Source organism: Catonella sp., from assembly GCF_052173895.1.
Taxonomy (GTDB): domain Bacteria; phylum Bacillota; class Clostridia; order Lachnospirales; family Lachnospiraceae; genus Catonella.
On record NZ_JBQMXS010000013.1, the window covers coordinates 25,487 to 49,474 of the forward strand.

General features: G+C 30.9%; 24 protein-coding genes. All 24 read right to left on the reverse strand.

Going from position 1 to position 23,988, the window contains the following annotated elements; translation table 11 throughout:
- Window positions 1-21 precede the first annotated feature (21 nt).
- Window positions 22-351 (reverse strand): class I SAM-dependent methyltransferase, encoded by a 330-nt coding sequence (locus ACTTG8_RS04645; protein WP_442560957.1) that lies wholly within the window; start codon window positions 349-351, stop codon window positions 22-24.
- 4 nt (window positions 352-355) lie between these two features.
- Window positions 356-583, reverse strand: a complete 228-nt coding sequence (locus ACTTG8_RS04650) for a hypothetical protein (protein ID WP_442560958.1) — start codon at window positions 581-583, stop codon at window positions 356-358.
- A 10-nt stretch (window positions 584-593) separates the two neighbouring features.
- A complete protein-coding gene (locus ACTTG8_RS04655; RefSeq protein ID WP_442560959.1) occupies window positions 594-1,550 on the reverse strand; it encodes a glycosyltransferase family 2 protein in 957 nt (318 codons plus the stop codon).
- Between the two features lie 342 nt (window positions 1,551-1,892).
- On the reverse strand, window positions 1,893-2,459 hold the full coding sequence (locus ACTTG8_RS04660) for a DUF1919 domain-containing protein (RefSeq protein WP_442560960.1): 567 nt from the start codon (window positions 2,457-2,459) through the stop codon (window positions 1,893-1,895).
- Between the two features lie 26 nt (window positions 2,460-2,485).
- Window positions 2,486-4,249: an ABC transporter ATP-binding protein gene (locus ACTTG8_RS04665; RefSeq protein ID WP_442560961.1), complete on the reverse strand. Its 1,764-nt coding sequence runs from the start codon at window positions 4,247-4,249 to the stop codon at window positions 2,486-2,488.
- A gap of 20 nt (window positions 4,250-4,269) precedes the next feature.
- The gene (locus tag ACTTG8_RS04670; protein WP_442560962.1) at window positions 4,270-5,634 is read right to left on the reverse strand and encodes a sugar phosphate nucleotidyltransferase; all 1,365 of its coding nucleotides are present in this window, start codon (window positions 5,632-5,634) and stop codon (window positions 4,270-4,272) included.
- Between the two features lie 33 nt (window positions 5,635-5,667).
- The gene (locus ACTTG8_RS04675) at window positions 5,668-6,453 is read right to left on the reverse strand and encodes a GDP-L-fucose synthase family protein (RefSeq protein WP_442560963.1); all 786 of its coding nucleotides are present in this window, start codon (window positions 6,451-6,453) and stop codon (window positions 5,668-5,670) included.
- Window positions 6,454-6,608: 155 nt separating this feature from the next.
- Window positions 6,609-7,496 (reverse strand): transketolase family protein, encoded by an 888-nt coding sequence (locus ACTTG8_RS04680; protein WP_442560964.1) that lies wholly within the window; start codon window positions 7,494-7,496, stop codon window positions 6,609-6,611.
- On the reverse strand, window positions 7,493-8,263 hold the full coding sequence (locus ACTTG8_RS04685; protein WP_442560965.1) for a transketolase: 771 nt from the start codon (window positions 8,261-8,263) through the stop codon (window positions 7,493-7,495). Before ACTTG8_RS04685 ends, ACTTG8_RS04680 begins: the two co-directional genes overlap by 4 nt.
- A gap of 12 nt (window positions 8,264-8,275) precedes the next feature.
- Window positions 8,276-9,298 carry an NAD-dependent epimerase/dehydratase family protein gene (locus tag ACTTG8_RS04690; RefSeq protein ID WP_442560966.1) on the reverse strand — a complete coding sequence of 341 codons (1,023 nt, stop codon included), beginning with the start codon at window positions 9,296-9,298 and terminating at the stop codon, window positions 8,276-8,278.
- 1 nt (window position 9,299) lies between these two features.
- Window positions 9,300-10,220, reverse strand: coding sequence for a hypothetical protein (locus ACTTG8_RS04695; RefSeq protein ID WP_442560967.1), 921 nt, complete (start codon window positions 10,218-10,220; stop codon window positions 9,300-9,302).
- Window positions 10,221-10,380: 160 nt separating this feature from the next.
- Window positions 10,381-10,881, reverse strand: a complete 501-nt coding sequence (gene rfbC / locus ACTTG8_RS04700; RefSeq protein ID WP_442560968.1) for a dTDP-4-dehydrorhamnose 3,5-epimerase — start codon at window positions 10,879-10,881, stop codon at window positions 10,381-10,383.
- A gap of 20 nt (window positions 10,882-10,901) precedes the next feature.
- Window positions 10,902-11,933, reverse strand: coding sequence for a GDP-mannose 4,6-dehydratase (gmd, locus tag ACTTG8_RS04705; protein ID WP_442560969.1), 1,032 nt, complete (start codon window positions 11,931-11,933; stop codon window positions 10,902-10,904).
- A 240-nt stretch (window positions 11,934-12,173) separates the two neighbouring features.
- The gene (locus ACTTG8_RS04710; RefSeq protein WP_442560970.1) at window positions 12,174-13,259 is read right to left on the reverse strand and encodes a glycosyltransferase family 10 domain-containing protein; all 1,086 of its coding nucleotides are present in this window, start codon (window positions 13,257-13,259) and stop codon (window positions 12,174-12,176) included.
- A 36-nt stretch (window positions 13,260-13,295) separates the two neighbouring features.
- Window positions 13,296-14,396, reverse strand: coding sequence for a hypothetical protein (locus ACTTG8_RS04715; RefSeq protein WP_442560971.1), 1,101 nt, complete (start codon window positions 14,394-14,396; stop codon window positions 13,296-13,298).
- A gap of 19 nt (window positions 14,397-14,415) precedes the next feature.
- Window positions 14,416-15,210: a hypothetical protein gene (locus ACTTG8_RS04720; protein WP_442560972.1), complete on the reverse strand. Its 795-nt coding sequence runs from the start codon at window positions 15,208-15,210 to the stop codon at window positions 14,416-14,418.
- 15 nt (window positions 15,211-15,225) lie between these two features.
- Window positions 15,226-16,188, reverse strand: a complete 963-nt coding sequence (locus tag ACTTG8_RS04725; RefSeq protein WP_442560973.1) for a glycosyltransferase — start codon at window positions 16,186-16,188, stop codon at window positions 15,226-15,228.
- Between the two features lie 36 nt (window positions 16,189-16,224).
- The gene (locus ACTTG8_RS04730; protein ID WP_442560974.1) at window positions 16,225-17,709 is read right to left on the reverse strand and encodes an MBOAT family O-acyltransferase; all 1,485 of its coding nucleotides are present in this window, start codon (window positions 17,707-17,709) and stop codon (window positions 16,225-16,227) included.
- A gap of 10 nt (window positions 17,710-17,719) precedes the next feature.
- Window positions 17,720-18,805, reverse strand: a complete 1,086-nt coding sequence (locus ACTTG8_RS04735) for a glycosyltransferase (protein WP_442560975.1) — start codon at window positions 18,803-18,805, stop codon at window positions 17,720-17,722.
- A complete protein-coding gene (locus tag ACTTG8_RS04740) occupies window positions 18,805-19,926 on the reverse strand; it encodes a glycosyltransferase family 4 protein (RefSeq protein WP_442560976.1) in 1,122 nt (373 codons plus the stop codon). Before ACTTG8_RS04740 ends, ACTTG8_RS04735 begins: the two co-directional genes overlap by 1 nt.
- Window positions 19,910-20,887 (reverse strand): hypothetical protein, encoded by a 978-nt coding sequence (locus ACTTG8_RS04745; protein ID WP_442560977.1) that lies wholly within the window; start codon window positions 20,885-20,887, stop codon window positions 19,910-19,912. The genes ACTTG8_RS04740 and ACTTG8_RS04745 overlap by 17 nt, the downstream gene beginning before the upstream one ends.
- 77 nt (window positions 20,888-20,964) lie before the next feature.
- Window positions 20,965-22,317, reverse strand: a complete 1,353-nt coding sequence (locus ACTTG8_RS04750) for a hypothetical protein (RefSeq protein ID WP_442560978.1) — start codon at window positions 22,315-22,317, stop codon at window positions 20,965-20,967.
- A gap of 11 nt (window positions 22,318-22,328) precedes the next feature.
- Entirely contained in the window at window positions 22,329-23,708 is a 1,380-nt protein-coding gene (locus ACTTG8_RS04755; protein ID WP_442560979.1) for an MBOAT family O-acyltransferase, read from the reverse strand.
- An 83-nt stretch (window positions 23,709-23,791) separates the two neighbouring features.
- Window positions 23,792-23,988, reverse strand: a 197-nt coding sequence (locus ACTTG8_RS04760) for a hypothetical protein (RefSeq protein WP_442560980.1), incomplete at its 5' end; no start/stop codon positions are given.

The following is a 23,988-nucleotide window of genomic DNA, read 5'->3' on the forward strand; positions in this document are numbered from 1 at the left end:
TCCCTATCATTATTGTATCAATTACTTTCTATAAACTATTAAGCTATTCATAAAAAGTTCAAAGAAACTGTACTTTTCAAGTTTAAACCCCAAGTCAGATGCCAGCTTTATCACATCTTTCTTATTATAATAATGCTGATGCTCTAAAATCTCATCTTCATTTATAATATGTAACTTAAATGCCATAAACTCTAAAACAGGCTTTGCCGCCCTTGTAGGTGTGGTCATTACCACTCTACCGTTTTCTTTCAAAATCCTTTTGCATTCTTTTAACACAATATAGGGATTTGTCAAATGTTCTAATACAGCATTTAAAAAAACGGTATCAACAGAATTGTCAGGTAAAGGCAAGGTGCTACCCCCCCCCCTTATTATTTTTCAAACATATATTCTCCTCTTCTCTATCTTCAATTCGAAAATCAAAACCAATCCCCTTACCTATCTTCTCCTTATGCGACATAAGGAATTCAGCCTCCCTGCCACAGCCAATATCAACTATGGTCTGACCTTCTACAACATATTTATTTACTTGACCATACCTAAGCTTTGCAATTAACTTATCTAATATATTCCAGTTCTTCATAAAACCCTCTCTACTCTATCCCATCTTCCTTACTATTTATTTTATCAAGCTGGTCTAAAATATTCATTTGCAGTTCAAAAAGCTGTCTATGTTTACCAACTATTACATGAAGTATAACTCCGGCAAGCCAAAGCGATACTCCTCCCCACATAATTAATGAAGATACTATTAAAGTTGGGATTTTACTGACCAATCCGGTTTCAAAATATTCTATTAAAACCCCTACAAAAAATATAAAACCGAATAAAAACACTAAAATACTTATCGCAGAGAAAAAGACAAATGGTTTATAATCCCTAAATAACTTAGCAATAGTCCCCATTACCTTTATTCCATCCTGTACAGTATTTAATTTGGAAACACTGCCCTCCGGTCTATCTTTGTATTCAATCGGCACTTCAACTATGTACATATTTTTATCTAATGCATGAATTGTCATCTCCGTCTCTATCTCAAAGCCTTTAGATACTATCGGAAAGCTCTTTACAAAAGATTTACTGAATGCCCTGTATCCTGTCATTATATCATTTACTGAACCTTTAAATAATTTATTTATCAGTCCCTTTACCAACTTATTTCCAAAATTATGAAATGCCCTCTTATTCTCTGTAAAATAAGTTGTAGATAACCTATCACCAACTACCATATCCGCTCCATCATCAAGAACAGGTTTAATAAGCTCCTTTACCGCAGACGCCGGATATGTATCATCTCCATCCACAAGCACATAGCAGTCTGCCTCAATATTTCTAAACATAGACCTTACAACATTTCCCTTTCCCTGCTTATACTCATAAAATACTTTAGCCCCTGCTTTTCTCGCTACTTCATCCGTTCCATCTGAAGAATTGTTATCATATACTATAACTTCAGCTTCCGGTACTTCTTTCTTAAAATCACTAACTACCTTTCCTATGGTTATAACCTCGTTATAACAAGGGATAAGAATGACTATTTTTTTATTCATGTTGTTTCCTCATTACTCAATAATTTGTCAATAAATATACTTAGTACACCATCTGTTTATTTTCCTTTTATCCAAAGTTATTCTCACAAACCTATCCCCCTTACACTACTAAATTAATTAGCACAATCTGTTAGAATGTAGAAATTAAGTCTGTAACATATACATATTATCTAGATATTTCTCTTAAATATTTATTAGAATTAAAATCTCTTTCATAATAAGAAATTCCATTTTCATCTTTATCCATAAAATGATGCCCTGGGCAGTAAATTCTATGTACTTCAGTTAAGTTATCAGTTACTAAACTTGAAGTATATTCAGGATATTCCTTATAATCACTGGTTAAAACAACAATTTATTCTCAATATTTAATCCATAAAATCTCATTATGTCTTCTTTATACTTAATGACATCTGCTACCAAAATATATCCTATTTTCTTGAAATTTACCCTACCTTTTCGTCTATTCCATGCTCTAACAGCATCTTCAAAATTATTATAATGTTGAAAACACAATAAAATATCATCTATTCTTCCAATTGGAAATGGTATTTTATCTTCTTCCCATACGCCATACATCTCTTTAAGCATACATCTTTCTACTTCTGACAATACCAAAACTTCAATAGGTTCAATATTTAAATAGTATTTTAAATTAGAGATAAACTTACTGAATTGCCCTGGTAGTACTTGCATATTGACAGTGGGACTATTGTATTTCAGATATAACTTCCTTGATATATCTGCACCTATACAATTATTAGATATAATTGATACATCTTTAATCTGTTTATTCTTTATTGATAAAATTTTAGCAACTACTCGTCTTAGTGGAGCAAAAATTAACTTAAGTTCTTTTTTTACTTTTACAGGAATCATTTTTTTTGCAATTATTAATATTTTTCTCATAACTTTTCTCTTATAGCCTTACCACACTAATCTATGCTCTCTCTAGTTATCTCTATCTTACCATTTGCGACTCTATATACTACATCACACTCCTTTATAGTCTGTAATCTATGTGCAATAATTATCATGGTTTTCTTTCCATGAAGACTATTAATAGATGACATAACCGCCGACTCTGTCTCGCTGTCAAGTGCAGATGTAGCCTCATCAAAGATAATTACTTCAGGATTTGAATATAATGCTCTTGCTATACCAATTCTCTGTTTTTGCCCACCTGACAACCTCATTCCTCTCTCTCCAATTTGAGTATGAATACCATCCTTTAAACCCTTTACAAAATCTTCAAGCTGAGCCTCTCTTATAGCCTGCCATATCCTGTTATCATCCTGTTCATCACTTTTGACTCCAAAAGCAATATTACTTTTAATATCATCATCCAACATAAATATATTTTGTGGAATATATCCTATGTTAGATATCCACTCCTGATAATGATCCATCACATTTACACCATCTACTAAAACTTCTCCCTTCTTAGCAAGCAATATCCCTAAAATTATATCTACAGCAGTAGTCTTACCTGCTCCCGAAACACCTATTATACCTATCGACTTACCTATTGGTATTGTCATATTAGCTTTATCTAGAATGAGTTTATCTGAATTTTGATAGCTGTAAGTTACATCCTTCAGTTCTATTTTATTATTGAAAGTTAATTTTTTTACAGTCTTTCTATTACTATCTTTCCTATAAGCTGCATATTTTATTTCATCCTCTTCAAAAAGTTCAATATCTTCTAAAAGTTTATTTAATGAAGGCAGCTGAAATACCACCTGATTGATACCTGCAATTATTCTATTTGCACTTGGCATAAGCTTCATCGCAGCCATAGCAAAAGCACCTAGAGTTGGAACTAAAGTTTCAATTTCCTTTCCCTTATATATCATAAATGCTATAAACGCTAATGTTGAACATACAGATACCATTTCTATCATAAGCCTTGGAATATTTGAAAATACAGCTCTCCATTTTTCTGCACTAATACTCTTTTTTCCACTTATTTCAAAATTAATCTTAAAAAAATCCTCTTTATTCCCCACTTTAATTTCTTTAATACCACTAATACTCTGCAAAAGCCATTTATACATAAGAGAATTATGTATTAAAAGTTCTTCACCTTTCTTTTTTAATATAGGCTTTACTAATTTAGATATAGCTATCATTACAATACCCATCATAACTATTACAAATATTGTCATTATCGGATCGATAATAAAAATTGTAATTGATATGGATAATGCGACCACAGATTCTGTAAACATTCCAAGAACCGTAGTTAAAAGTGCATACGTAGATGGTACATCTGACTGGATCACCCTAAGTATTTCTCCCGATTCAGTATTTAAGAAGAACTCATACGGACGATTAAGAAAACCACTCAACATTCTTTGTTGCATTGCAAATTGATTGTTACACACAAATCTTGTCTGAATATAATACTGCATAATTAAGAACATATCTTTAAATATGAATACAAAAATTACAGCAATAATGCATACAATTACAAAAGTCCTATGTGAATGTAAATCTAATATATTACACACATAGGCTATATATTTATTAGTTCTTATTATATCCGGCTGCATTATGGCTGTAATAAGAGGTAACATGAGTGAAACCCCTATTACCTCTAAAAATGCACCTACAATAGTTACTGCTCCTAATATAGCTAAGCGACTTTTTTGCTTGGCATTTAATAGTTTGTTAATTTTTTTTATTACTGAAAACATATCTACTCCATTCAGCTATTTTATAATCTTCCATTTATATCAAAATAATTCTGCATAATATCATTCCAATCATACAAAGTTCTCTCAATATCATCTCTTTCAAGATTCCCCAACAGTATTTCAATATATACAAGCTCTTTATTTCCCTTTATTGCATGAAATCTGTTAGCCTCTATTGTAACTGAAATCCCAGGGGTAAGTTTCAAAATGCAATCTTCTGTCACAAGCAGACCCTCCCCCGAAAGTATGGTTATTACTTCATCATGCTCTGTATGCCTGTGAAAAGATGTATACTTTCCTGCTACCACCTTAACTTTATTTGTACAGACTCCTCTTCCACCTTCTTCTGACCTATCTATCGTTTTGATTGTCCCCCATTGTCTCTCTTCATATCGTGGAGATATTTTTATCTTATTCAAGCTATCTTTTAAATAGGAACTCCTATCTTTATCCGCAACAAGTATACCATCGTATGTAGCAGATACAATTAGATTATTCGCTCCCATAACAATTAGTGGAATATCCAAAGTATTGACTACATGCGTAGAATTTGATGTATTATCAATGTATACCTCACCTATACTATCTACATCCATTTCCTCCGTAAGAGTATTCCAAGTACCTATATCTTTCCAAGTACCTCCATACTCTATACCAATCTTATTTCCACTCCTTTCAAGTACTTCATAATCAAAGCTGATTGTTGGTAGTTTCTCATAGTTTTCTTTGATTTCAGAATAAGAAAAATCAAAACCGTATTTTAAGCAATAATCTTTCATTAAACTGAGTCTAAAGCAAAATACTCCACAGTTCCAAAGAGCCTTCTGTCTCAAAAGCTCCTCGGCCTCTTCTAATTGTGGTTTTTCCTTAAATCCTTTAATCTCAAAATATCCGTCCTTTTTCTCTCCCGGAATAATATATCCGTATTTCTCAGAAGGATAGCTTGGTATTGCTCCCATTAGAGCTATATCACTTCCACTTTCAATTAACTTGTCGGAAAGTAATTCAAAATTCTCAAAATAATCCCTTCCAACATAAGGATCTACAGGCATCACTATTACTACTTCATCCTCATTAGAACCTTGTTCATAGAGCCATGAGCAGCCCAGTAGAATAGCTGGAAAAGTATCTTTTCTTGAAGGCTCAAATGCTATCTTCGTATTACTACCAAGTTGGCTGTAAATAATATCTTTTTGTGCTTCACTCGCTATTATAACAGCATCATCCGACTTTTCCACAGATTTAAGCTGTGAAAATACTCTCTGCAACATAGATTGCCTTCCATCATCTCCAGACAGCACCTTTATATATTGCTTCGAACAAAAATCATTTGACAGAGGCCAAAGCCTCTGTCCCGAACCACCTGACAATAGTAAAATTTTCATACCTGGCTCTCCTTATCTATATCACACCTAAAATCATTTTATATGTTCAAGAAACCATTTATATGTTTTCTCAATTCCTTCTTTTAATGATGTTTCAGCCTTCCAACCAAGATTATTTATCTTTGAACTATCAACTATTCTTCTCAACATTCCATCAGGCTTGGTTGTATCATATTCTATGTGACCTCTAAATCCTACAACTTCTTTAATTATATCGGCAAGTTCTGACATAGAAACTTCTGCACCTGTACCAACATTCAAAAATTCTAACCCATCATAATTTTGCATAACAAAAACTGAAGCAGAGGCCAGATCATCCACAAAAATAAACTCTCTCTTAGCTTTACCGCTCCCCCACATAACAACTTTTTCTAAATTATTTTTCTTTGCCTCATGAAATTTTTTTATGAGTGCAGGAATTACATGAGAATTTTCTGTATCAAAAGAATCATTTACACCATATGCATTTGCTGGCATTATACTTATGTAATTAGCACTATATTGCTTTTTCAAATACTCACATGCTTTTAGTCCAACTATCTTTGCAAGAGCATAGCCTTCATTAGTAGTCTCAAGTTTCCCTGAAAGCAGATACTCTTCTTTAATCGGTTGTTCACTTTCTTTGGGGTATATACAAGAGCTGGCTAAAAACAATAGTTTTTTTACACCTATTTTTCCTGATGCTTCCAGTATATTATTTTGTATATTTATATTTTCTATAAGAAAATCTGCCATATATTCAGAATTCGCCTTAATCCCACCAACTCTTGCCGCTGCCATAAATACATATTCCGGTCTTTCTGTACAGAAAAAATCCAAAACATCTTTATTGTTGCAAAGCTCCAATTCTCCATGACTTTTTAAAATCAGATTATTAAATCCATTTTTTTAAGCTCTCGCACTATCGCAGAACCTACCATACCATAACTTCCCGCAACATAAATTTTAGACTCTTTATTCATCATTAAATCCTTCTATAAATAAATTACATCTGTGATTCTTTCTTTTATTTTATACGACGACAAATTTAAGTTCTCATTAATTTCAGATATAGTTCCATATGATGTTATATTAACAGTTGGAACACCAATATTAATTATAACACCTTTATAAAATCTTTCATTATCTAAAATTTTCTTTGAAACAGCCCCTTTATAATATGGTTCACATATGATTAGTTTAGGAATATCAAAAAATTCATATAAGGTATCATAATCAAATGGCTCAACACAATTATAATATAATACAGTCACATCCATATCTTTCGTTGCCTCTAAAACCTTATCTAACATTGAGCCAACTGCAATAACTGTTGCTAGACTGCCTCTCTTTACTATCTTGGCTTTTCCAAAATCTACATTCAAAGTTTCTGAATTCTCTTCCTCACTTATTCTAAAATATGTCGGGTATTCATTATTATATGCCTGACTAAATAAAGCATCAAATTCCTCTGCATTGCCTGGAAGTACTAGCTGCATATTAGGTATAGATGATAAAATATTTATATCAGCTGGGCAATAATGTGTCATTCCTAATCCAGAATAATCATACGATGCTCCAACAGACACAAAATTTCCACACATTTTTTGATATCCAAAATCCAGTTTTAATTGTTCATATGCTCTTTCAACTATAAATGGTGCTATTGTATGAACTATCGGTATCATACCTGTTTTTGCTAACCCAGCTGCAGTGCCAATCATCGCTTGTTCTAAAATACCTATATTATATACTCTATCTGGATATTTTATTTTCGACGAATTAAAAGACCACACACCTATATCACCAAGTAAGGTGACAATGTTATCATTTTCTCCCATAAGTCTTTCAACTGTTACCGGAAATTGCTGTCTCATTTTCATGATAACTCCTCCAAAAATCTATTCAACTCTTCTTCTGTTGGTATTCTATGATGCCAAGCAGGATTATTAGTCATTTCACTTATACCGCTGCCTTTAACTGTATTAGCTATCACTGCCACAGGCTTATCACCACGAATCAACAGTGTTTTTCGTATTTCATCATGGTTATGGCCATCAATAGATACCGTTTCAAAACCAAAGCATTCAAATTTAGAGCCAATATCCTTTATATCAATTGCTCTATCCGTTGAATGATTATAATCTAAAATAAGTGTAATATTATTTAATTTATGGTGATTACAAATCAATAAACTTTCCCACATACTTCCTTCATTTATCTCACCATCACCTATCAGACAATATATATGAGCATCATTTTTCAATATCTTTAGTCCTAAAGCCATCCCGACCGCTACCGGTAATCCATGACCAAGTGAACCTGTTGACACTTCTACACCATTTATCTTATTTGCATCCGGATGTCCACCCAAAATACTTCCATATTTGCACATTGAGTCAACTGCATCCGAAAAATATCCATAATGTCTAAGTATTGCATAATACCCTATTGCCGCATGTCCTTTGCTAAGTATAAATCTATCTCTATTGACATCATTCACCTTATCCGGAGAAATATTCAAAACATCTCCATATAATACATATAATATATCTAATATGGAGTATGAACTGGCTACATGACCTTCTCGTGCTACATAACAAGCCTTTAATATTTCTTTTTTTATATTTTTTAATTCTTTATTATTCATATAAAAACCTCATTAAATTATCTGACTATACCATTCTATAGTTCTCTTAATACCTTCCTTTATACCTATAAATTGTTTCTTATCAAACTCATTTGTAACCTTACTTATATCCATCTTAACTGTCTGTGGTGCTGCATTTAAACCATTGTCACCTGTTTCCGGCACAATCACTTCTACCCCTAACTCACTTCCTACTAACTCTGCAAGTTCCTTTATACTAACCTCTGAATCTCCACCAACATTATACAAGGTTTCTTTTCCATATAACATTATAGATAATAGCAAATAAACTGTATCTGCCACATAAGAATATACCCTTTTTGAGTCGCCTTTATCTAGCATTTCAATTTTATGTTCCAATATAGCTTTTTGAATAAAATTATATAGTACTCTTTTATCATTTCTTTTTACACCAGGACCATATGCTAATGCTACTCTTGCAATCTTAACATTAATATTCTTTTCAGAAAATGCATAGCAAAGAGCTTCCCCTAATCTTTTTCCCTCAATATAACAAGCCCTAGGGTGATCTGGCATTGTAACTCCACTGCAACTTTCTTTATATGGCAATTCAGTAGAACCACTATATACTTCACTTGAACTTATAAACAAAAATCTTCCATTATCATTTACTTTTTCAAGAAGCTTTTTTGTGGAATAAGTATTCAACATTATAGTGCTTATTTTATCTTCCATAAATTTACCAGGCTGTCCGTAGCAAGCTGCATGTATAATATCATCATAGTTTTCTAATGAATTTAAAAAAATTTCATCAGTCAAATCTCCTATAATAAATTTACAATGAGATTTTTGCGATAGTTCCTTTAAGTGTTCCGGTATACCTGAACTGCACGCCAAGGTCAAATCAATTACATTATTACTAGCTTTCATGTACTCAAATATACAATAAGTAATATATGTACCTATAAGCCCTGATGCTCCTGTAATTAATATTCGTCTATTTCTTAATGGTGATAAATCAAGTTCCTTTATTATTTTTTCACAGTCTTTAATAATTATACTATTATCTAACAAATTACTTTACCCTCCAAACAATAAATCCTGAAGTTTCATCATTACAACTACCATAAAAAAGTCTTCTCTGCTCTATTATCTCTATTACCCCATCTCGTTCAAGTTCCTTTAATCTAGTATAAAAACCTTTTAAGTAGTGTCGTTTTTTATGAAATTCAAGCGCTAAATAATCCAATATATTATCTTCATCATAAAACTCTTCAATAGGTTCTAAATGTATACATAACGCAGGTTTTCTTGCAATTATAAAATCCAAAAATGGACTCCACATATCATATGTTTGCTCAAGTGCACCAAAAGTGTATATACAACTATTTCTCTCTATCTTTATGGACTCATCTGGTTTTGTGAAATCAAATTGTCCTCCTTCAATATTGTATCCAAAATGTTCCTTTATCAGTTTAATAATTTTACCTGATGCATAAGTTAAATCAAAGCCATACAAACTTTTATCAGGATATATTTTAGCCAAGTCAACGAGATTAAATGCCGTTCCACAACCAAATTCATATATATTAGAAAATTCTGCCATATATTTAGTGAATATATGCTTCCTTATTATTCTTTGGAGCATATCATTAAATGCATATCCATCACCTTTTACGAATTCTTGATTATATCTACATTCGTTTACACTGAAATACTTTGGCGTTAGCGAAGACAAGTCTAGGGTTGCTTTAAATTCTTCATAATTTTCACTCCATCCATTTTCCCAAACTTCTGTTCTTTCTGGTGTAGCTACTTGCTTTTTATCTTCCTTAAGTCGTTTAAACTGCTGTAAAATAGCTGTTTCTTTTTCCCCCCCCTCAAGAATAAAATATCTAAGTTTTTCTTCTTCTATATCATTAAAACATATATCAGATACACTCTCAACATCAAACTGCTTTTTAATATCATGCTTTGTAAAATATTTTTCTATCATAAATTCTCCTTAAATTAATTGACCTAAAATTTTATGTTTTACTTGATATGTGAATATGCTCTATACAGTTTGAGCTTTCAGCAAACTTATTAGATAAAATCTAATGTTAATCAACATTTATTTTACTAATAAAGCTATCATTCCTAATTCTAACTACGCACTATCTGTCTCTCTCGGATAATACAGGACTATCATCCGGCCATACTATACCAAATTCAGGATCATTCCATTTAACCGTAAACTGTTTTGCTTCACCATATACTGTAGTCTGTTTGTAATTATATACTGCTACATCACTGAGTACATAAAAACCATTACCAAACATAGGAGGAATATATACCTGATGCCTATTTTCAGAAGTAAGTGTAAATGCTTGCCATTTACCATATTCATCTGAGTTTTTATCATTATTCAGTACAACCTGATAAATCCTACCATAAGCACACTGAACTAACTTTGCCGTTTTAGGATCACCATGCATACCTCTAAGTACACCCTTGTATGTAGTAGATAAATCATCTTGAATAAACTTATCTGTTATACCCATTTCAGCATATAATTTTTCGTTATATACCTCAGTGTAATTTCCTCTAAAATCCTCAAAAATATCAGGTTTTATTAGCAGAACTCCTTTAAGATTAGTCTTCTCAACTATCATCATGTCTCCTTTATGATTAACTCTTATTTTAACTTTTCAACCAGTTTAATATCACTATCTACCATAATATTTACAAGCTCATCAAAACTTGTCTTTCTAGGATTCCAACCTAACTTTTCCTTAGCCTTTGTGGGATTGCCTAAAAGAGTAACTACATCTGTAGGCCTAAAGAATTCAGGTGACACTTCTACTACTGTCTTGCCAGAACTTACATCAATTCCTTTCTCTTCTACTCCCTTGCCTTCCCATCTAAGCTCTATACCAGCTCTCTTAAATGCTCTGGTACAAAAATCTCTTACAGAATATTGCTCTCCTGTCGCTACAACAAAGTCATCAGCCTCGTCATGCTGTAACATAAGCCACATGCATTCCACATAATCTTTTGCATATCCCCAATCTCTAAGTGCATCTAAATTTCCAAGATACAGTTTATCCTGCAATCCTGTTGCAATCTTTGCTGCAGCCAAGGTTATTTTTCTAGTAACAAAGGTTTCTCCCCTTCTTTCAGACTCATGGTTGAAGAGAATTCCATTGGTTGCAAACATGCCATATCCTTCTCTGTAATTCCTTACTACCCAGTAGGCATACTGTTTTGCAGCCGCATAAGGGGAATAAGGATAAAAAGGCGTAGTTTCACTTTGCGGTATCTCCTGTACCTTTCCAAATAACTCTGAAGTTGATGCCTGATAGAATTTACACTTCTTTTCAAAGCCACATGTTCTTATAGCCTCAAGTAGTCTTATAACTCCCGTTCCTGTAGCATCTGCTGTATACTCAGGTACTTCAAACGAAACAGCTACATGGCTTTGTGCTGCGAGGTTGTATATTTCATCCGGTTCAACTTTAGAAATAATTTTAACCAAACTTAACGAATCAGTTAAATCTCCATAATGCAGATGAAAATTAGGATTGTCTATAAGATGGTCTATTCTTTCCTTTTTCTCAATGGAGGATCTTCTTACAACGCCATGAACTTCATAATCTTTATCTAATAAAAATTCAGCTAAATAAGAACCATCCTGTCCTGTAACTCCTGTAATAATTGCTTTTTTCACTTTTTCCTCCACTCATATATATTATACTGTATACCTCTTATACTTTTTTGCAAATTTTCTAATAATCTTGTAAATATGTTTATATTTTAGGACTAATCTATATAATAATTTATTATGTAGATTAGTTATATCTTTTACAAACTCATTATTGTTTACTCTTTTAAGGCATCTGAGCAAATAACGTAATTTATCATGTCTACTAAGAAACATTGTTACACCATCTCTTACACTCATTTATTTTTATCCTTTCAGTCCTAATATTTTTCTGTAAATTTTAACCAACCAACTTATATTTTGCAAATTAAGACTATCTTTTATTTTTTTTAATCTGTTTAAAATAAATACTCTCAGATACAGTTTATTTTCCATAAGTTTTATATATGGCTTGTCAGAAAATATATTAATAAATTTATCAACAAAACCTTTTGCAGTAAACAAATAAAGCCCTTCATCCTCTATAAACTTTTTGGTTGCTAATAATCTTTCATTCCATTCTTCTTCTGAAATATTTTCCAAATATTTTATAAGTTCTTCTTTACTATCAAAAGCAAAATAATCTATGTAAAGTTTCTGTGGAATAATCTTGCTTATATCTTTAGCACCGGCATATACAGGCACTACATTTCCTGCAAAACAATCTATTATCTTCTCTGTAATATAACCAGGTATATCCCTTGCATTCTCAAGGCAGAGTGCATACTTATAATCTTCATAAATTTCAAGCTTATTTTTAGCACAACCTTTATAACTCGGTCTTTCTTCTAAATTCCATCCAGTTCCGTATAAAGTAAAATCTATGCCGTTTTTTTCGCAATATTCTATAAAAGCCAATCTTTCACCATACAATTCTTTCGGATGATTCGAACTTTTATTGCCTGATATATTGACCATAAATTTTCTATTTTTAAACTCTTTTCCCCTTTTTATATTTGTAAAATGAAATGAAGGAATTGTTAAAGAAAATATCCTACTATCCTTTATACTCAAATCCCAAATTGTTATATACGGAAAAATTTTTAATAAATTCCTAATATTCTCAGAACTATGCCTTATGTCTATCACTTCCGTCTCTTCAGCTATATATATCAGCTTTTTACCTTGTCCCATCTTCCATATTTTTTCAAGCCAATAATAATCCTCAAAAGCATTATAACCATTATCACAAATAATCCAATCTATCTCTTCCCAATCTTCATATTTATCAAGAGTATGAAATTCAATATTCCTTTTTTCAAACTCTATCTTCACTTTTCCCCACTTAGGTTGTCTAAATACTTTGTCATCTTTCTCTATACAACTACTAGGCATTATAGCTATTTTTTTCATAGTTGGTCTCCTATTTGATTAATTAGTATATTATAATTACCAACCATCAAATTTTATTCCATATTTTTTAATTCCCTCTTTTATACTCAAGCTGTGTTTTCTATCCGAAAATACTCCTTTATCCATAATGACATCATCAGTAAGATGTTCATTTCTTGCAAGTTTCCAAATCCTTGCACAAATTGAAACCTGTGACATACCTGTTATAATTCCTGTGCATTTAGATAGCGACATCATGTCAAGCATTACATCTTTTGCCAAGCTATACTTAGGATAATCTCTTTTAAAGTAATTATTATCTTTTACATGTATAGGGTTATCAACAGTAGAAGATCTAAGAATATCCTTGTGATATATTAACTTACTTCCATATTTAGCAATAAATTTCTCAAGGTTATTATTATCCTCAGTTGCTAAAAATATATAATCATATTTCTCAATAACTTTATCTATTTGTTCAAAATAATCTTTAGGCAATATTGGCTTAGGGTGATTATAATAACCCTGATTAAAATCTGTTCCCCTTGCCTGTACACCAAGTATTCTAGTCCCCTTACCAAAAACTTCATCAACTTTACTTTGTAATTCAAATTCAAGTTCTTTTCGAATTTTTATATATTTTCTCCAAATTTTTGCAGTCTCGCTAAAATAATCTTTGCTTAATCTATACCCATCATTATTATAGCGTTCAGCTATCATAGCCAGATCATCTCTACTCATCGAGGTTGTCCTAAATCCCTGATTATATGTATCAATACCGATACCCACCGGCTGTTCAAAGTAATATTCCCAAGGATTGTTTTTACCTAAAAATCCTTTTTCCTCAGCATAATGAGAATACTCCGACATTGTTACAACCGGATAAAATCCCAACTCATCGGCAACCATGCACCCTTCAATTACTTCCCTTAAAATTGCACAAAACCCATAGTAAGCATATTTTTCATTTATAAGATAAAGTACTTTCCCCTTTTCCTTATTACCTTTTTGAGTTATTTTATACAGTGTTCTACTGTTATAGAGATTATTTACATCTTTAATAAACTCCATATTATTAAAATTTTTTAAAAACTTTGCCAAAAACCTAATTCTCTCATGTTTAGCTATTTTGGTTATTAAATCAGCTTTTAAGCTCATAACAACTCTCCTATAATTTCTAAATGTATTTTGCACAAATGTACATTATCCTATCCTTTACTTTCCTCAAAAAAGTTCTTTCTTTTGACTTCTCATTAAATGGTTCTTTTTCTATACCTCTTACAGATAAATCAATATTAATCTCATATTTTTTAAATAAAGGTATAACCACCTTATCTACCCATCTTCCTCTATATATTCCTGTTCCTTCACTTAACTGATATTCAAAAGGAAGTTCTTCTCCCTTTATAATAGAATAATAACTTCTTTTACTTTTCCTCGTTCTTATACTTCCAAAAATCTCCCATTCCCAAGGATTATAATTAGGTTGTGTGTATTCCATGAGTTCTTCTTTTCTCCATATAGCCGCCTGACAATTAAGCCTATATTCCCCATTCTGTGGTCTCTTTTCGAAACCTTCGAATCTATTATCTCTTATATTTTCACCATAAGACGGCATAAAACAGAATACTGCTACATCTTGATTGGCATCTAACCACTCTACACACCTATCTAACATATTTTGATTAACCGGTTTTGATAGAAAAAAATCATCTAGATACATTAACACATATTCTGTATCTATCCTCTTTAATGTTTCAAGTAGTCTTCTCCCCCACCTATCTTTAACACCACACTTATATAACTGTAATGTCCTAATTCCCATATCTTCATAGTCAAAAGCCTTTGATTCAGTATTTAGTACAATAGGCCATTTTCTGTCTTTCCACTCAGCCTTCATTATTTTAAATAAAGGATACCAAGTATCCTCATACTTATCACAACTGTTTACCAATATAGTACACTTCTCCATTATACCTCATACCTTTCAATAATTATACTTCTTTTTAATAATAAGTACCCATAATTTAGGAAAACACTTAAATATCAACAAGGCAATATTAGTTTTTGCATCTGCAATAAATTTTGCTTTTTTTAAATCTTTCTCATATTTTTTAATATGTTCGCCATAATCATCGTCTGACAATAACATAAATACATAATACAGGAGCTTATCATGTATTACTACCGTTTCTGCATCTCTTGCCAGTTTCTTTTCATTATTCTTCTTAAAAAACTCTACTCTTTCTTCCTTAAATTTCATTTCAGTTTCTATTGTCTTTCTTTGAAATCCCTCGGTAATTATACTTCCTTTTCTACTCAATCTGTAATCGTAAAGACATTTACATACATAAGTCACATTTGAAACATTGTAAAAGACTTCTGCATTGTACATTATATCTTCATATTCTCTACCTTTAAACCTAATGTTTTTAATCACATCTCTTCTGTATAGCTTATTCCATATAGCAATATTAAACCAATATTTTCTCTTTACATTTGACATTGTAAAGTGTAATGCCTCTTTGCTATTGCATACAAAGTTATTTTCATATAACATTTTTGCAGTTTTATTCTCAGCAAGACATTCATAATATGCACAAATCGATATATCTGCCCCAGTTTCTTCTATACTCTCCATCAGACATCGATACAAATCTCTTTCAACCCAATCATCACTATCTACAAAACCAATATATTGCCCTTTTGCCTGTGCTAATCCTACATTTCTAGCTTCTCCTCTTCCGGAGTTTTTAATATGTAACACTTTAATCCTATTATCTACAAGAGCATATCTATCACATATTTCTCCACTCCTATCAGTAGAACCATCATCCACAAGAATAATTTCAAGATTGGTATATGATTGTGTGATAATGGAATTAAGACATCTCTCTATGTATTTTTCTACATTGTATACAGGGATAATAATACTTATCTTATTATTCATAATATCTTCCTAATGTTATTTTTTTGCCATCTACATCTAAAACTGCATATATATGAAGTTCAGTGAATCACCATAGCCTCCATTTTGTAATATAAAACTCAAAAAAATCACTATTACTACTCCTGCATAATTAAGCCATCTAAAAATAACATTTTTAACTCTCATCTTATCCTTAATATCAACTTCAAATACCGACAACAAAAGAAATATAGCCATACCTACCAATCCAATTATAACTTTAAGTTTTTCATTGCCAAGCATTGATGAATAAAAAGCATAATTAGATATATTACTTACAAAATTAGTCACAATTCTTGATAGTACATTAAATGCCATTTCCACTGAAGTTAGATTAAAAAATATATTCCCAATACAGAATATTAAAAAAGTTCTCGTTCTTTGAAAATATTCATAAGGCTTGCTTTCAGTGTCTATTTTTAGTAACTTTATTATTCTATTGAATACCGGCGTTAAAATTTCTCCCAGTATTATTATAACAGCATACAACATACCATTGCCAATCCAATATTTAAAATCAGCACCATGCCAGAGGCCGACAATACTCCATAGAATAATTAGTGCCATGTATGTAGAAAGCTTCTTAAATTTTTTCTTGCCTAATTTTTTTACAAAACTCTTCGGAGTCTTTCTATTCACAAAAAGCAGTATTGGGTAAAAAACATAATCTCTAGCCCAAGTACCTAGGGTAATATGCCATCTTCTCCATAGTTCTGATACATTCTTTGCCATAAATGGTTTATTAAAATTCTCTACTACTTCAATTCCAAAGAGTCCTGCTGCTCCGATAGCTATATCCATACACCCTGAGAAATCGCAAAATAATTGCACTACATAAAGCATGGCATTTATTGCAAGAAGAACGCCCGAAACACTGTCATAGTTTACATATATTGCAGATACAAGTACTCCCAAGTTATTAGCTACAACAATTTTCTTAAAAAATCCCCAAGTCATCCTATATAAAGATGCTATCACCATTTCATAATCAAATCTTTTTCCCTTTAAAAATTCTCCACCCAGCTGGGTTTTCCTTGAAATTGGACCTGTTACCATCTGTGGTATAAAACATAAAAATAATATATGATTCCAAATATTCTTCTCTCTTTCACAATTTCCATTCCTTATATCTATACAATACCCTAAAGCTTGAAATGTATAGAATGAAAGCCCAAGTGGCACCCAAAAGGTTAATTTATCAGTAACCAAAAGGCTGTTATATTTTAAAACAAGTAAAATTCCTAAATTTATACCTATTCCCAAAAACCATGCGAAAGCATGGACAGTTTTTGAGTTTTTATATTTCTCATATAAATATCCATAAACCCAAGTTGTAACTATAGTTGTAAACAAATATAACGAACTCCACTCAGCATATCTAATATACCAAAAAATGCTAAATATTGCTAATATTGCATTTTTTACATTTATAGATTTAACACTATAATATATTGGTAAAATCACCAGCAAAATCATCCAAAAAATAGGGTTTAAAAAAACCATTGTATTCTCCTTAGCCTTTTATAGGCACTATCCTTTCCATGTAGGTACTATATAATTTATTTAGTATATTCTTAATATCAAACTTCTCAATATCAGTACATAAAACAGTATTCTTTATATTTTCGCATTCAATTACAGCTTCACACCAATTATCTATGGAGGCATCTAACGACAACCTTTTGATATTCGCAGATACACATATATTTTTCGGCACTCTATCTGAAACAACAATAGGTATGCTCGATGCTTCTGCCTCTAATACTGCTATACCAAATCCCTCATACAACGATGGAAATACAAATACATCACTTGATTTCAGTACATTGTGTATGTCTGAGCGATTACCTAAAAATAAAACCCTCTCTTCTAAACCCTTCTCTAACACTAATTCTCTTATATTTTCTTCCAGAGTTCCCTTACCTACTAAAATGAGATAGGAATCAGGTTTATATTCTAGTACTTTTTTTAATATCTCAATCAAAAATTTATGATTTTTAGGATACGAAAAACTCCCTACATGGCATAACACAAAAGCTTCCATATTTATACCAAGTTCATCTCTTATATTAGTACCATTCCTAAATTTGTCTATATCTATGCCATTGCTAATCACAACTGTATTAGTACAACGGTAATATCTATTAATATCTATCTTTAAACCTTCGTGCAGAGCAATCGGAGTAACTTTGTACTTTTTAAAAAGAAATCTGTTTATAAGTCGATCATATATTCCTGCATCTGTAAGTACTTCACTATGTATGGTATGGAATATTGGTTTACCTAAAGCTCCTGCCATTACAACATATTTGAGTGCAGACATATGGGTATGAATCACATCTGGATTAAATTTCTTAATCTCCTCTTTTAACTGTTTTAAAAATAAAATATCTAAAGAAGATTTTTTATTTAAATATACAACCGGAAGATTTTCATTCTTTATTATTTTATCGTAAATAGAGCCACTTGAGGCATAAAACGATACAGCTTTCATATCCATATAGCTACTATCATAATTTCTTAGATAAGTAAGTACCAGCCCTTCTGCCCCACCAACATTAAAGCTAGGAACAATTTGTAAAACTTTGATTTTTTTCATTAGCATCTCTTTTCTGTCAATCTCTCTATCAGACTCAATATTTTATTCGCAATAATATCAATTGTATATTCCTTAATAATTTTTTCATAAGCAAGCTCTTTTGTTTTCTCAAATTTATCTTTTTGAATTATTGCCTGATAAAGTTTTTCTTTCAGTTCCTCCTTATTACCGGATTCAAACAAAATACCACAATTACCGCTCAACATCTCAGGTATATTACCAACAGATGTACCTAATATTATCTTTTTAAGAGCCATAGCCTCTATTATAACATAAGGGCAACCTTCTGAATAGCTGGGGAGTACAAATACCGATGCTTTATTAAGTAATTCCATAGCATCTTCATGAGATTTTTCTCCAAGAAACTCTATTTTTTCAAAACTATATTTTTCTTTTAATTCATTTATATACTCTTGTTTATAAGGACCGACAATCTGTAATTTCCAGTCTTTAACCTCATCTCGAACACTTTTCCAAGAGTCAATCAACTCTTCTATACCCTTTTGCTTAATTACCCATCCCAGATATATTACTGTGTTTTCTGTAATTTCTATTGGATTCGGTAACGAACTTAAATCTATAGGATTTGGAAGATATATAATTTTATCTCCAAATATAGGCACTAATTCTTTCTGTGTACTCTTATCTATAACAATAGTATATCCTGACAAAGTTATTACTTTTTTAATCAGCCTCCATTCCACTGTATTTTTTTTTATAATCTCAGGTATTCTTCCGAAATGTATATGATAAATAAATGGTATCTCTTTATTTTTAAACAATTTTGCAACTAATAAGTCTCTAATAGTTGCTAATGAACCGCTAGTCGCTATATGTACACATTCTATTTTTTCTACCTTAATTTTTTTCCTAACTTCTGATTCTATTCCAAACATAGCAAATCCGCTTATAAATATTCTCTTAAGTATCCCTCTACCTTCAGTCACCCGTCCTTTTGGAGCAGTATTTATAATTGATACATCTGCCAAACTATTTCTCACTAAATAACCAGTAAATAATTTTGTCCAATTTGCAATTCCACCATACGGAGGCGGTAGTGGTGCAATAAAGCAGATTTTTTTTTGGTTATGACTATTTTTAAACTCATTCAAATTTATCATATTGACCATTCTCCCAGATTTTCATATATTTTTTACTTTTTCCTGCCAAGTTATCCTCAACCTGCCTCATTATCTCTCCGGTAAAATGTGAAGAGTCAAGCCAATCTGATTCCATATATGATAATTCTGATTTATCCTGCATGTCGTATACTATTGCATTGTTTGATAGTTCTTTTTTTATCTCTATCAATCTTTCTGCCAATTCTTTCTTCCCATCAACAAGTTCATTTATTGATTTATGTAATGGAGGCGAAAAAAATATCAGTTCTATATTATTATCATTACAATACTTAGTTATCTTCATTAAATCTGTTATTGCTTTTTCATTTATTGTATATATTTTTAAAATCTTCTTTTTTTCCTCAATTCCTTTCTTCATCATTTCTTCTTTGCTGGAAACTTCTTCATTTTTTATTCCTCTAGCTCTCTTATAGACTTCTTCAATTACCATTCTATTATTATAATAATCAAAATAATACGCTTTCAACATATCAATATATGACATATCAAAATATTTACTTATTCTATCCATTCTCCAATTATCATTTAGTGCATGAAAATCCAGTTCAAAAATCACCTTTTTCACCTTAATTCTCTTAACTGTATACCAAAATTCAAGTATACTTTCTTCCAGTGCCGCTCCACCATACGAAATATTTAGATATTTTTCTCCGGAAATTTTGGATAATCTCATTACATCTAAGAATGTGAATTTTGAGTCTCCGAGTATTATACTATACTCATTGTTTTTATCAATATCATTTATATATTTTAACAAAGGATAAGGGCTATTTGAAAATATATTATCACCATTATACGATACAACCTTAATATCATCTATATTATGCAAACAGCTAACACGAACTCTTGAAAAATCATTAGAATCAAAAGCTGTAAACATAGCAAAATATATCAAAAAAGATATGAATACTATAATTATTTTCAAAAATAGCTTACGCATCCCTCTTCACTCCTTCTTTTTACATCATTTTATATGTTAGTCACATAATTACTTTACTTTTTATTATAATTATAAAATCACTCTAAATCAAAAAACTTGCTATTTGGATCTACTTCAGACTTATTAGCTTTACTTGAAGTATATAACATTAATACAACATCTGGCTTAACCTCTCTAATATAAGTCCTTATTGAACCACTAAATTCAGGTAGATACACAAGATGTACTTCTTCAAGTCCTAGTGCAAGGTATGTTGATGTGTAACAACCAAATGAATCTTGAATAATCAATACTTTCTTCCCTTTATTTAATTTTTGAAGCTTATTATGTATTACTCCCAATGCATCAAGTTTCCATGTCACACAATAATATGCATCTATATTATCTGTATAATAATGTTCTTCCGTTTCAGCTATCTGCCTATATGTCGAATTTTCAAAAAGACTATCTTCATAACTTCCTACTTTGACTTTTCCTTGAACCGGCAATTCGATTTCAAAAAAGGTATCAAACTTAGGTATTATTTTTGTATATTCTTCCAAGTCTTCCAAAATGCCATTTTTTAACATAGTTCTAGCTTGACTTCCAAACATAATTTTCTTTTTTTCAAGGTTGTATTCTGATAAAGAAAAAAGATTTTTATCAAACACATATCCCTCTTTTTCTTTTAGAAACTCCGCTATCTTTTCTGCAAGCCATAATTGACTGTCAGTCTTCATATGATGGTCACACTTATAAAATAAACTATACCAGTCTTTACTCTCTTGCTCAGCCTTTTCTCTTATGTCTAGCACATTAATTCCTTGTTTCTTTATAAGTTTCATTAACATCTTGCCATTATAATCTGTATTTTCATATTTTTCATTATATTTAGGCAAATTTTTTTCTTCTTCCGGTACTTTATATCCTCCATTAATATAATAAAAGTTAATTCCATTTCCATCTAAAAAATTTTTAAACTCTTTTAATTTTAATGCTACATTATTCAGTTCATTCTCATCAGTTTTTTCACTAGCAAAACTTAAATATCCATTATCAAGTTTTAGCACACTTGTTTCACTATAATTTGATACAACATTATAATTCCAATCTATAAAATTATGATATATACTATAAGAATTAACTATTGCCTTATAAAAAGGTAATCGTGTTGAAGTACGAGATGTAATTATACCTTCTATATTTTTAATATAATTTATAGTGTGATTATCAACACCATTATTATATTGAGCTTTTAATTTTCCATAATATGGGTACTTAACTTTCAAATCAATCTTTCTACCTACATCTATTTTCTCATTAGTTATAATCTCCCTTTTTACCTGTAATAATTGTTTATTAAATAAGTTCATCATTATTACAAATAATATTATTACCAATACCAATATACATATTATAGGCATATAAATTTTTATCTTTTTTAACATCATATACCCCTCCATCAAAAATTGAAATATATGAACGGACTGTACGAAGAACTTACTGCGTTTATTAAAGATAACGCAAATATTAAGAACAGATATACACTCTCAATCCAAGCCAATTTACTTCCATATATCCTATCCAGTATTATTTTTACAATAGGTGTCGAACCTACCATTGCAACAATCAGTATCACTATATAACCTATATTATCACTTAAAACAGGTAGGTTATATGAAGTGGCAACATTGAACCCAAACATATTGCAAATGTATAATAAAGCTTCTTGCAAGTTATTTGCTCTAAATATAACCCAACATATCATAACCACAATTAGTGTATATATTCGTGAAAATTTCCCAAGTTTATCAATTATATGTGTAAATTTCTCCAATATTATTAGAAAATAGTACAATATTCCCCAAACCAAAAAAGTCCAATTCGCACCATGCCATATACCTGTCAAAATCCAAACAACAGCAAGATTAAATACTACTCTAGAAATTTTTCTACGGCTTCCACCCAAAAATATGTATACATAGTCTCTAAACCAACTACTAAGAGAAATATGCCACCTTCTCCAAAATTCGACTATACTCTTAGACATATATGGATAATTAAAATTTTCATCAAAATCAAATCCAAATATTTTCCCTAGACCAATTGCCATATCAGAGTATCCTGAAAAATCAAAATATATTTGTAGTGAGTATGCTATTATTCCAACCCAAGCCATAACAGCAGTCTGCTCTCCAATCCTTAAGAATGATGAATCCGCAATAACTGATAGGTAATCTGCTAACAGAAGTTTTTTAGCAAGACCATAAATAAATCTTCTCATGCCGGCAGATACATTTTCTACATTCTCAACTCTATTATTAATCTGAGTCTCTATTTGATTATATCTTACAATAGGTCCTGCTATCAATTGCGGAAAAAGTGCTACATATAATCCAAGATTTAATATATCCTTTTGCGGCTCAACATCTCCTTTGTAAACATCAAGTAGATACGACATGAGCTGGAATGTATAGAATGATATTCCTATTGGCAGAGCTATTTTAATATACGAAAAATCCCTATTAATTAATATACCTAACTCTAATGCTAAAAATGTAATGTACTTAAAAACTAATAAAATAGATATATGATAAGAGACTCCAATAACTAATATTATTTTTTTATAATTCCCTTTTATAAAAAATGCCATAAACCATGTTATCACAATTGATATAAGCATTAAAAATACATATACCGGCTCACCCCACGCATAGAATCCAAGACTTGCAATAAATAAAAAAGTGTTTTTAAATCTTCTATTTCTTAGAAAAGGGTTATAATAAATAACTATAACAATAGGTAAAAACAAAAACAAAAAAACTGTTGACGAAAAAACCATTCTATTACTCCTAAATATCAACTTTATCTATATATAGAGAGATAGATAAAATTGACTACAATATTATTTGTGTAGATTTATTTTCAAAAATTACGACGAGAAAGGTTAGAGATATTCTCTATTATCTTCATATATTCCCCATCTATTAATGTCACATTTTTCTCTATCTGTTCCATCAAACTGCCCCTATAATGATGCCCATCCGACCATAGTTCATCTTCATCGCATATTTTAGATAAATATTGCATATCTAACACTACGGTCTTCTTGCTAAGTCTCT

Excerpts from the sequence above, each read along its gene's own strand:
- ACTTG8_RS04650 (WP_442560958.1), bottom strand. The coding sequence starts at position 583 with ATGAAGAACTGGAATATATTAGATAAGTTAATTGCAAAGCTTAGGTAT.
- ACTTG8_RS04655 (WP_442560959.1), bottom strand. The coding sequence starts at position 1,550 with ATGAATAAAAAAATAGTCATTCTTATCCCTTGTTATAACGAGGTTATA.
- ACTTG8_RS04660 (WP_442560960.1), bottom strand. The coding sequence starts at position 2,459 with ATGAGAAAAATATTAATAATTGCAAAAAAAATGATTCCTGTAAAAGTA.
- ACTTG8_RS04665 (WP_442560961.1), bottom strand. The coding sequence starts at position 4,249 with ATGTTTTCAGTAATAAAAAAAATTAACAAACTATTAAATGCCAAGCAA.
- ACTTG8_RS04670 (WP_442560962.1), bottom strand. The coding sequence starts at position 5,634 with ATGAAAATTTTACTATTGTCAGGTGGTTCGGGACAGAGGCTTTGGCCT.
- ACTTG8_RS04680 (WP_442560964.1), bottom strand. The coding sequence starts at position 7,496 with ATGAAAATGAGACAGCAATTTCCGGTAACAGTTGAAAGACTTATGGGA.
- ACTTG8_RS04685 (WP_442560965.1), bottom strand. The coding sequence starts at position 8,263 with ATGAATAATAAAGAATTAAAAAATATAAAAAAAGAAATATTAAAGGCT.
- ACTTG8_RS04695 (WP_442560967.1), bottom strand. The coding sequence starts at position 10,220 with ATGATAGAAAAATATTTTACAAAGCATGATATTAAAAAGCAGTTTGAT.
- rfbC (WP_442560968.1), bottom strand. The coding sequence starts at position 10,881 with ATGATGATAGTTGAGAAGACTAATCTTAAAGGAGTTCTGCTAATAAAA.
- ACTTG8_RS04710 (WP_442560970.1), bottom strand. The coding sequence starts at position 13,259 with ATGAAAAAAATAGCTATAATGCCTAGTAGTTGTATAGAGAAAGATGAC.
- ACTTG8_RS04715 (WP_442560971.1), bottom strand. The coding sequence starts at position 14,396 with ATGAGCTTAAAAGCTGATTTAATAACCAAAATAGCTAAACATGAGAGA.
- ACTTG8_RS04720 (WP_442560972.1), bottom strand. The coding sequence starts at position 15,210 with ATGGAGAAGTGTACTATATTGGTAAACAGTTGTGATAAGTATGAGGAT.
- ACTTG8_RS04725 (WP_442560973.1), bottom strand. The coding sequence starts at position 16,188 with ATGAATAATAAGATAAGTATTATTATCCCTGTATACAATGTAGAAAAA.
- ACTTG8_RS04730 (WP_442560974.1), bottom strand. The coding sequence starts at position 17,709 with ATGGTTTTTTTAAACCCTATTTTTTGGATGATTTTGCTGGTGATTTTA.
- ACTTG8_RS04735 (WP_442560975.1), bottom strand. The coding sequence starts at position 18,805 with ATGAAAAAAATCAAAGTTTTACAAATTGTTCCTAGCTTTAATGTTGGT.
- ACTTG8_RS04740 (WP_442560976.1), bottom strand. The coding sequence starts at position 19,926 with ATGATAAATTTGAATGAGTTTAAAAATAGTCATAACCAAAAAAAAATC.
- ACTTG8_RS04745 (WP_442560977.1), bottom strand. The coding sequence starts at position 20,887 with ATGCGTAAGCTATTTTTGAAAATAATTATAGTATTCATATCTTTTTTG.
- ACTTG8_RS04750 (WP_442560978.1), bottom strand. The coding sequence starts at position 22,317 with ATGATGTTAAAAAAGATAAAAATTTATATGCCTATAATATGTATATTG.
- ACTTG8_RS04755 (WP_442560979.1), bottom strand. The coding sequence starts at position 23,708 with ATGGTTTTTTCGTCAACAGTTTTTTTGTTTTTGTTTTTACCTATTGTT.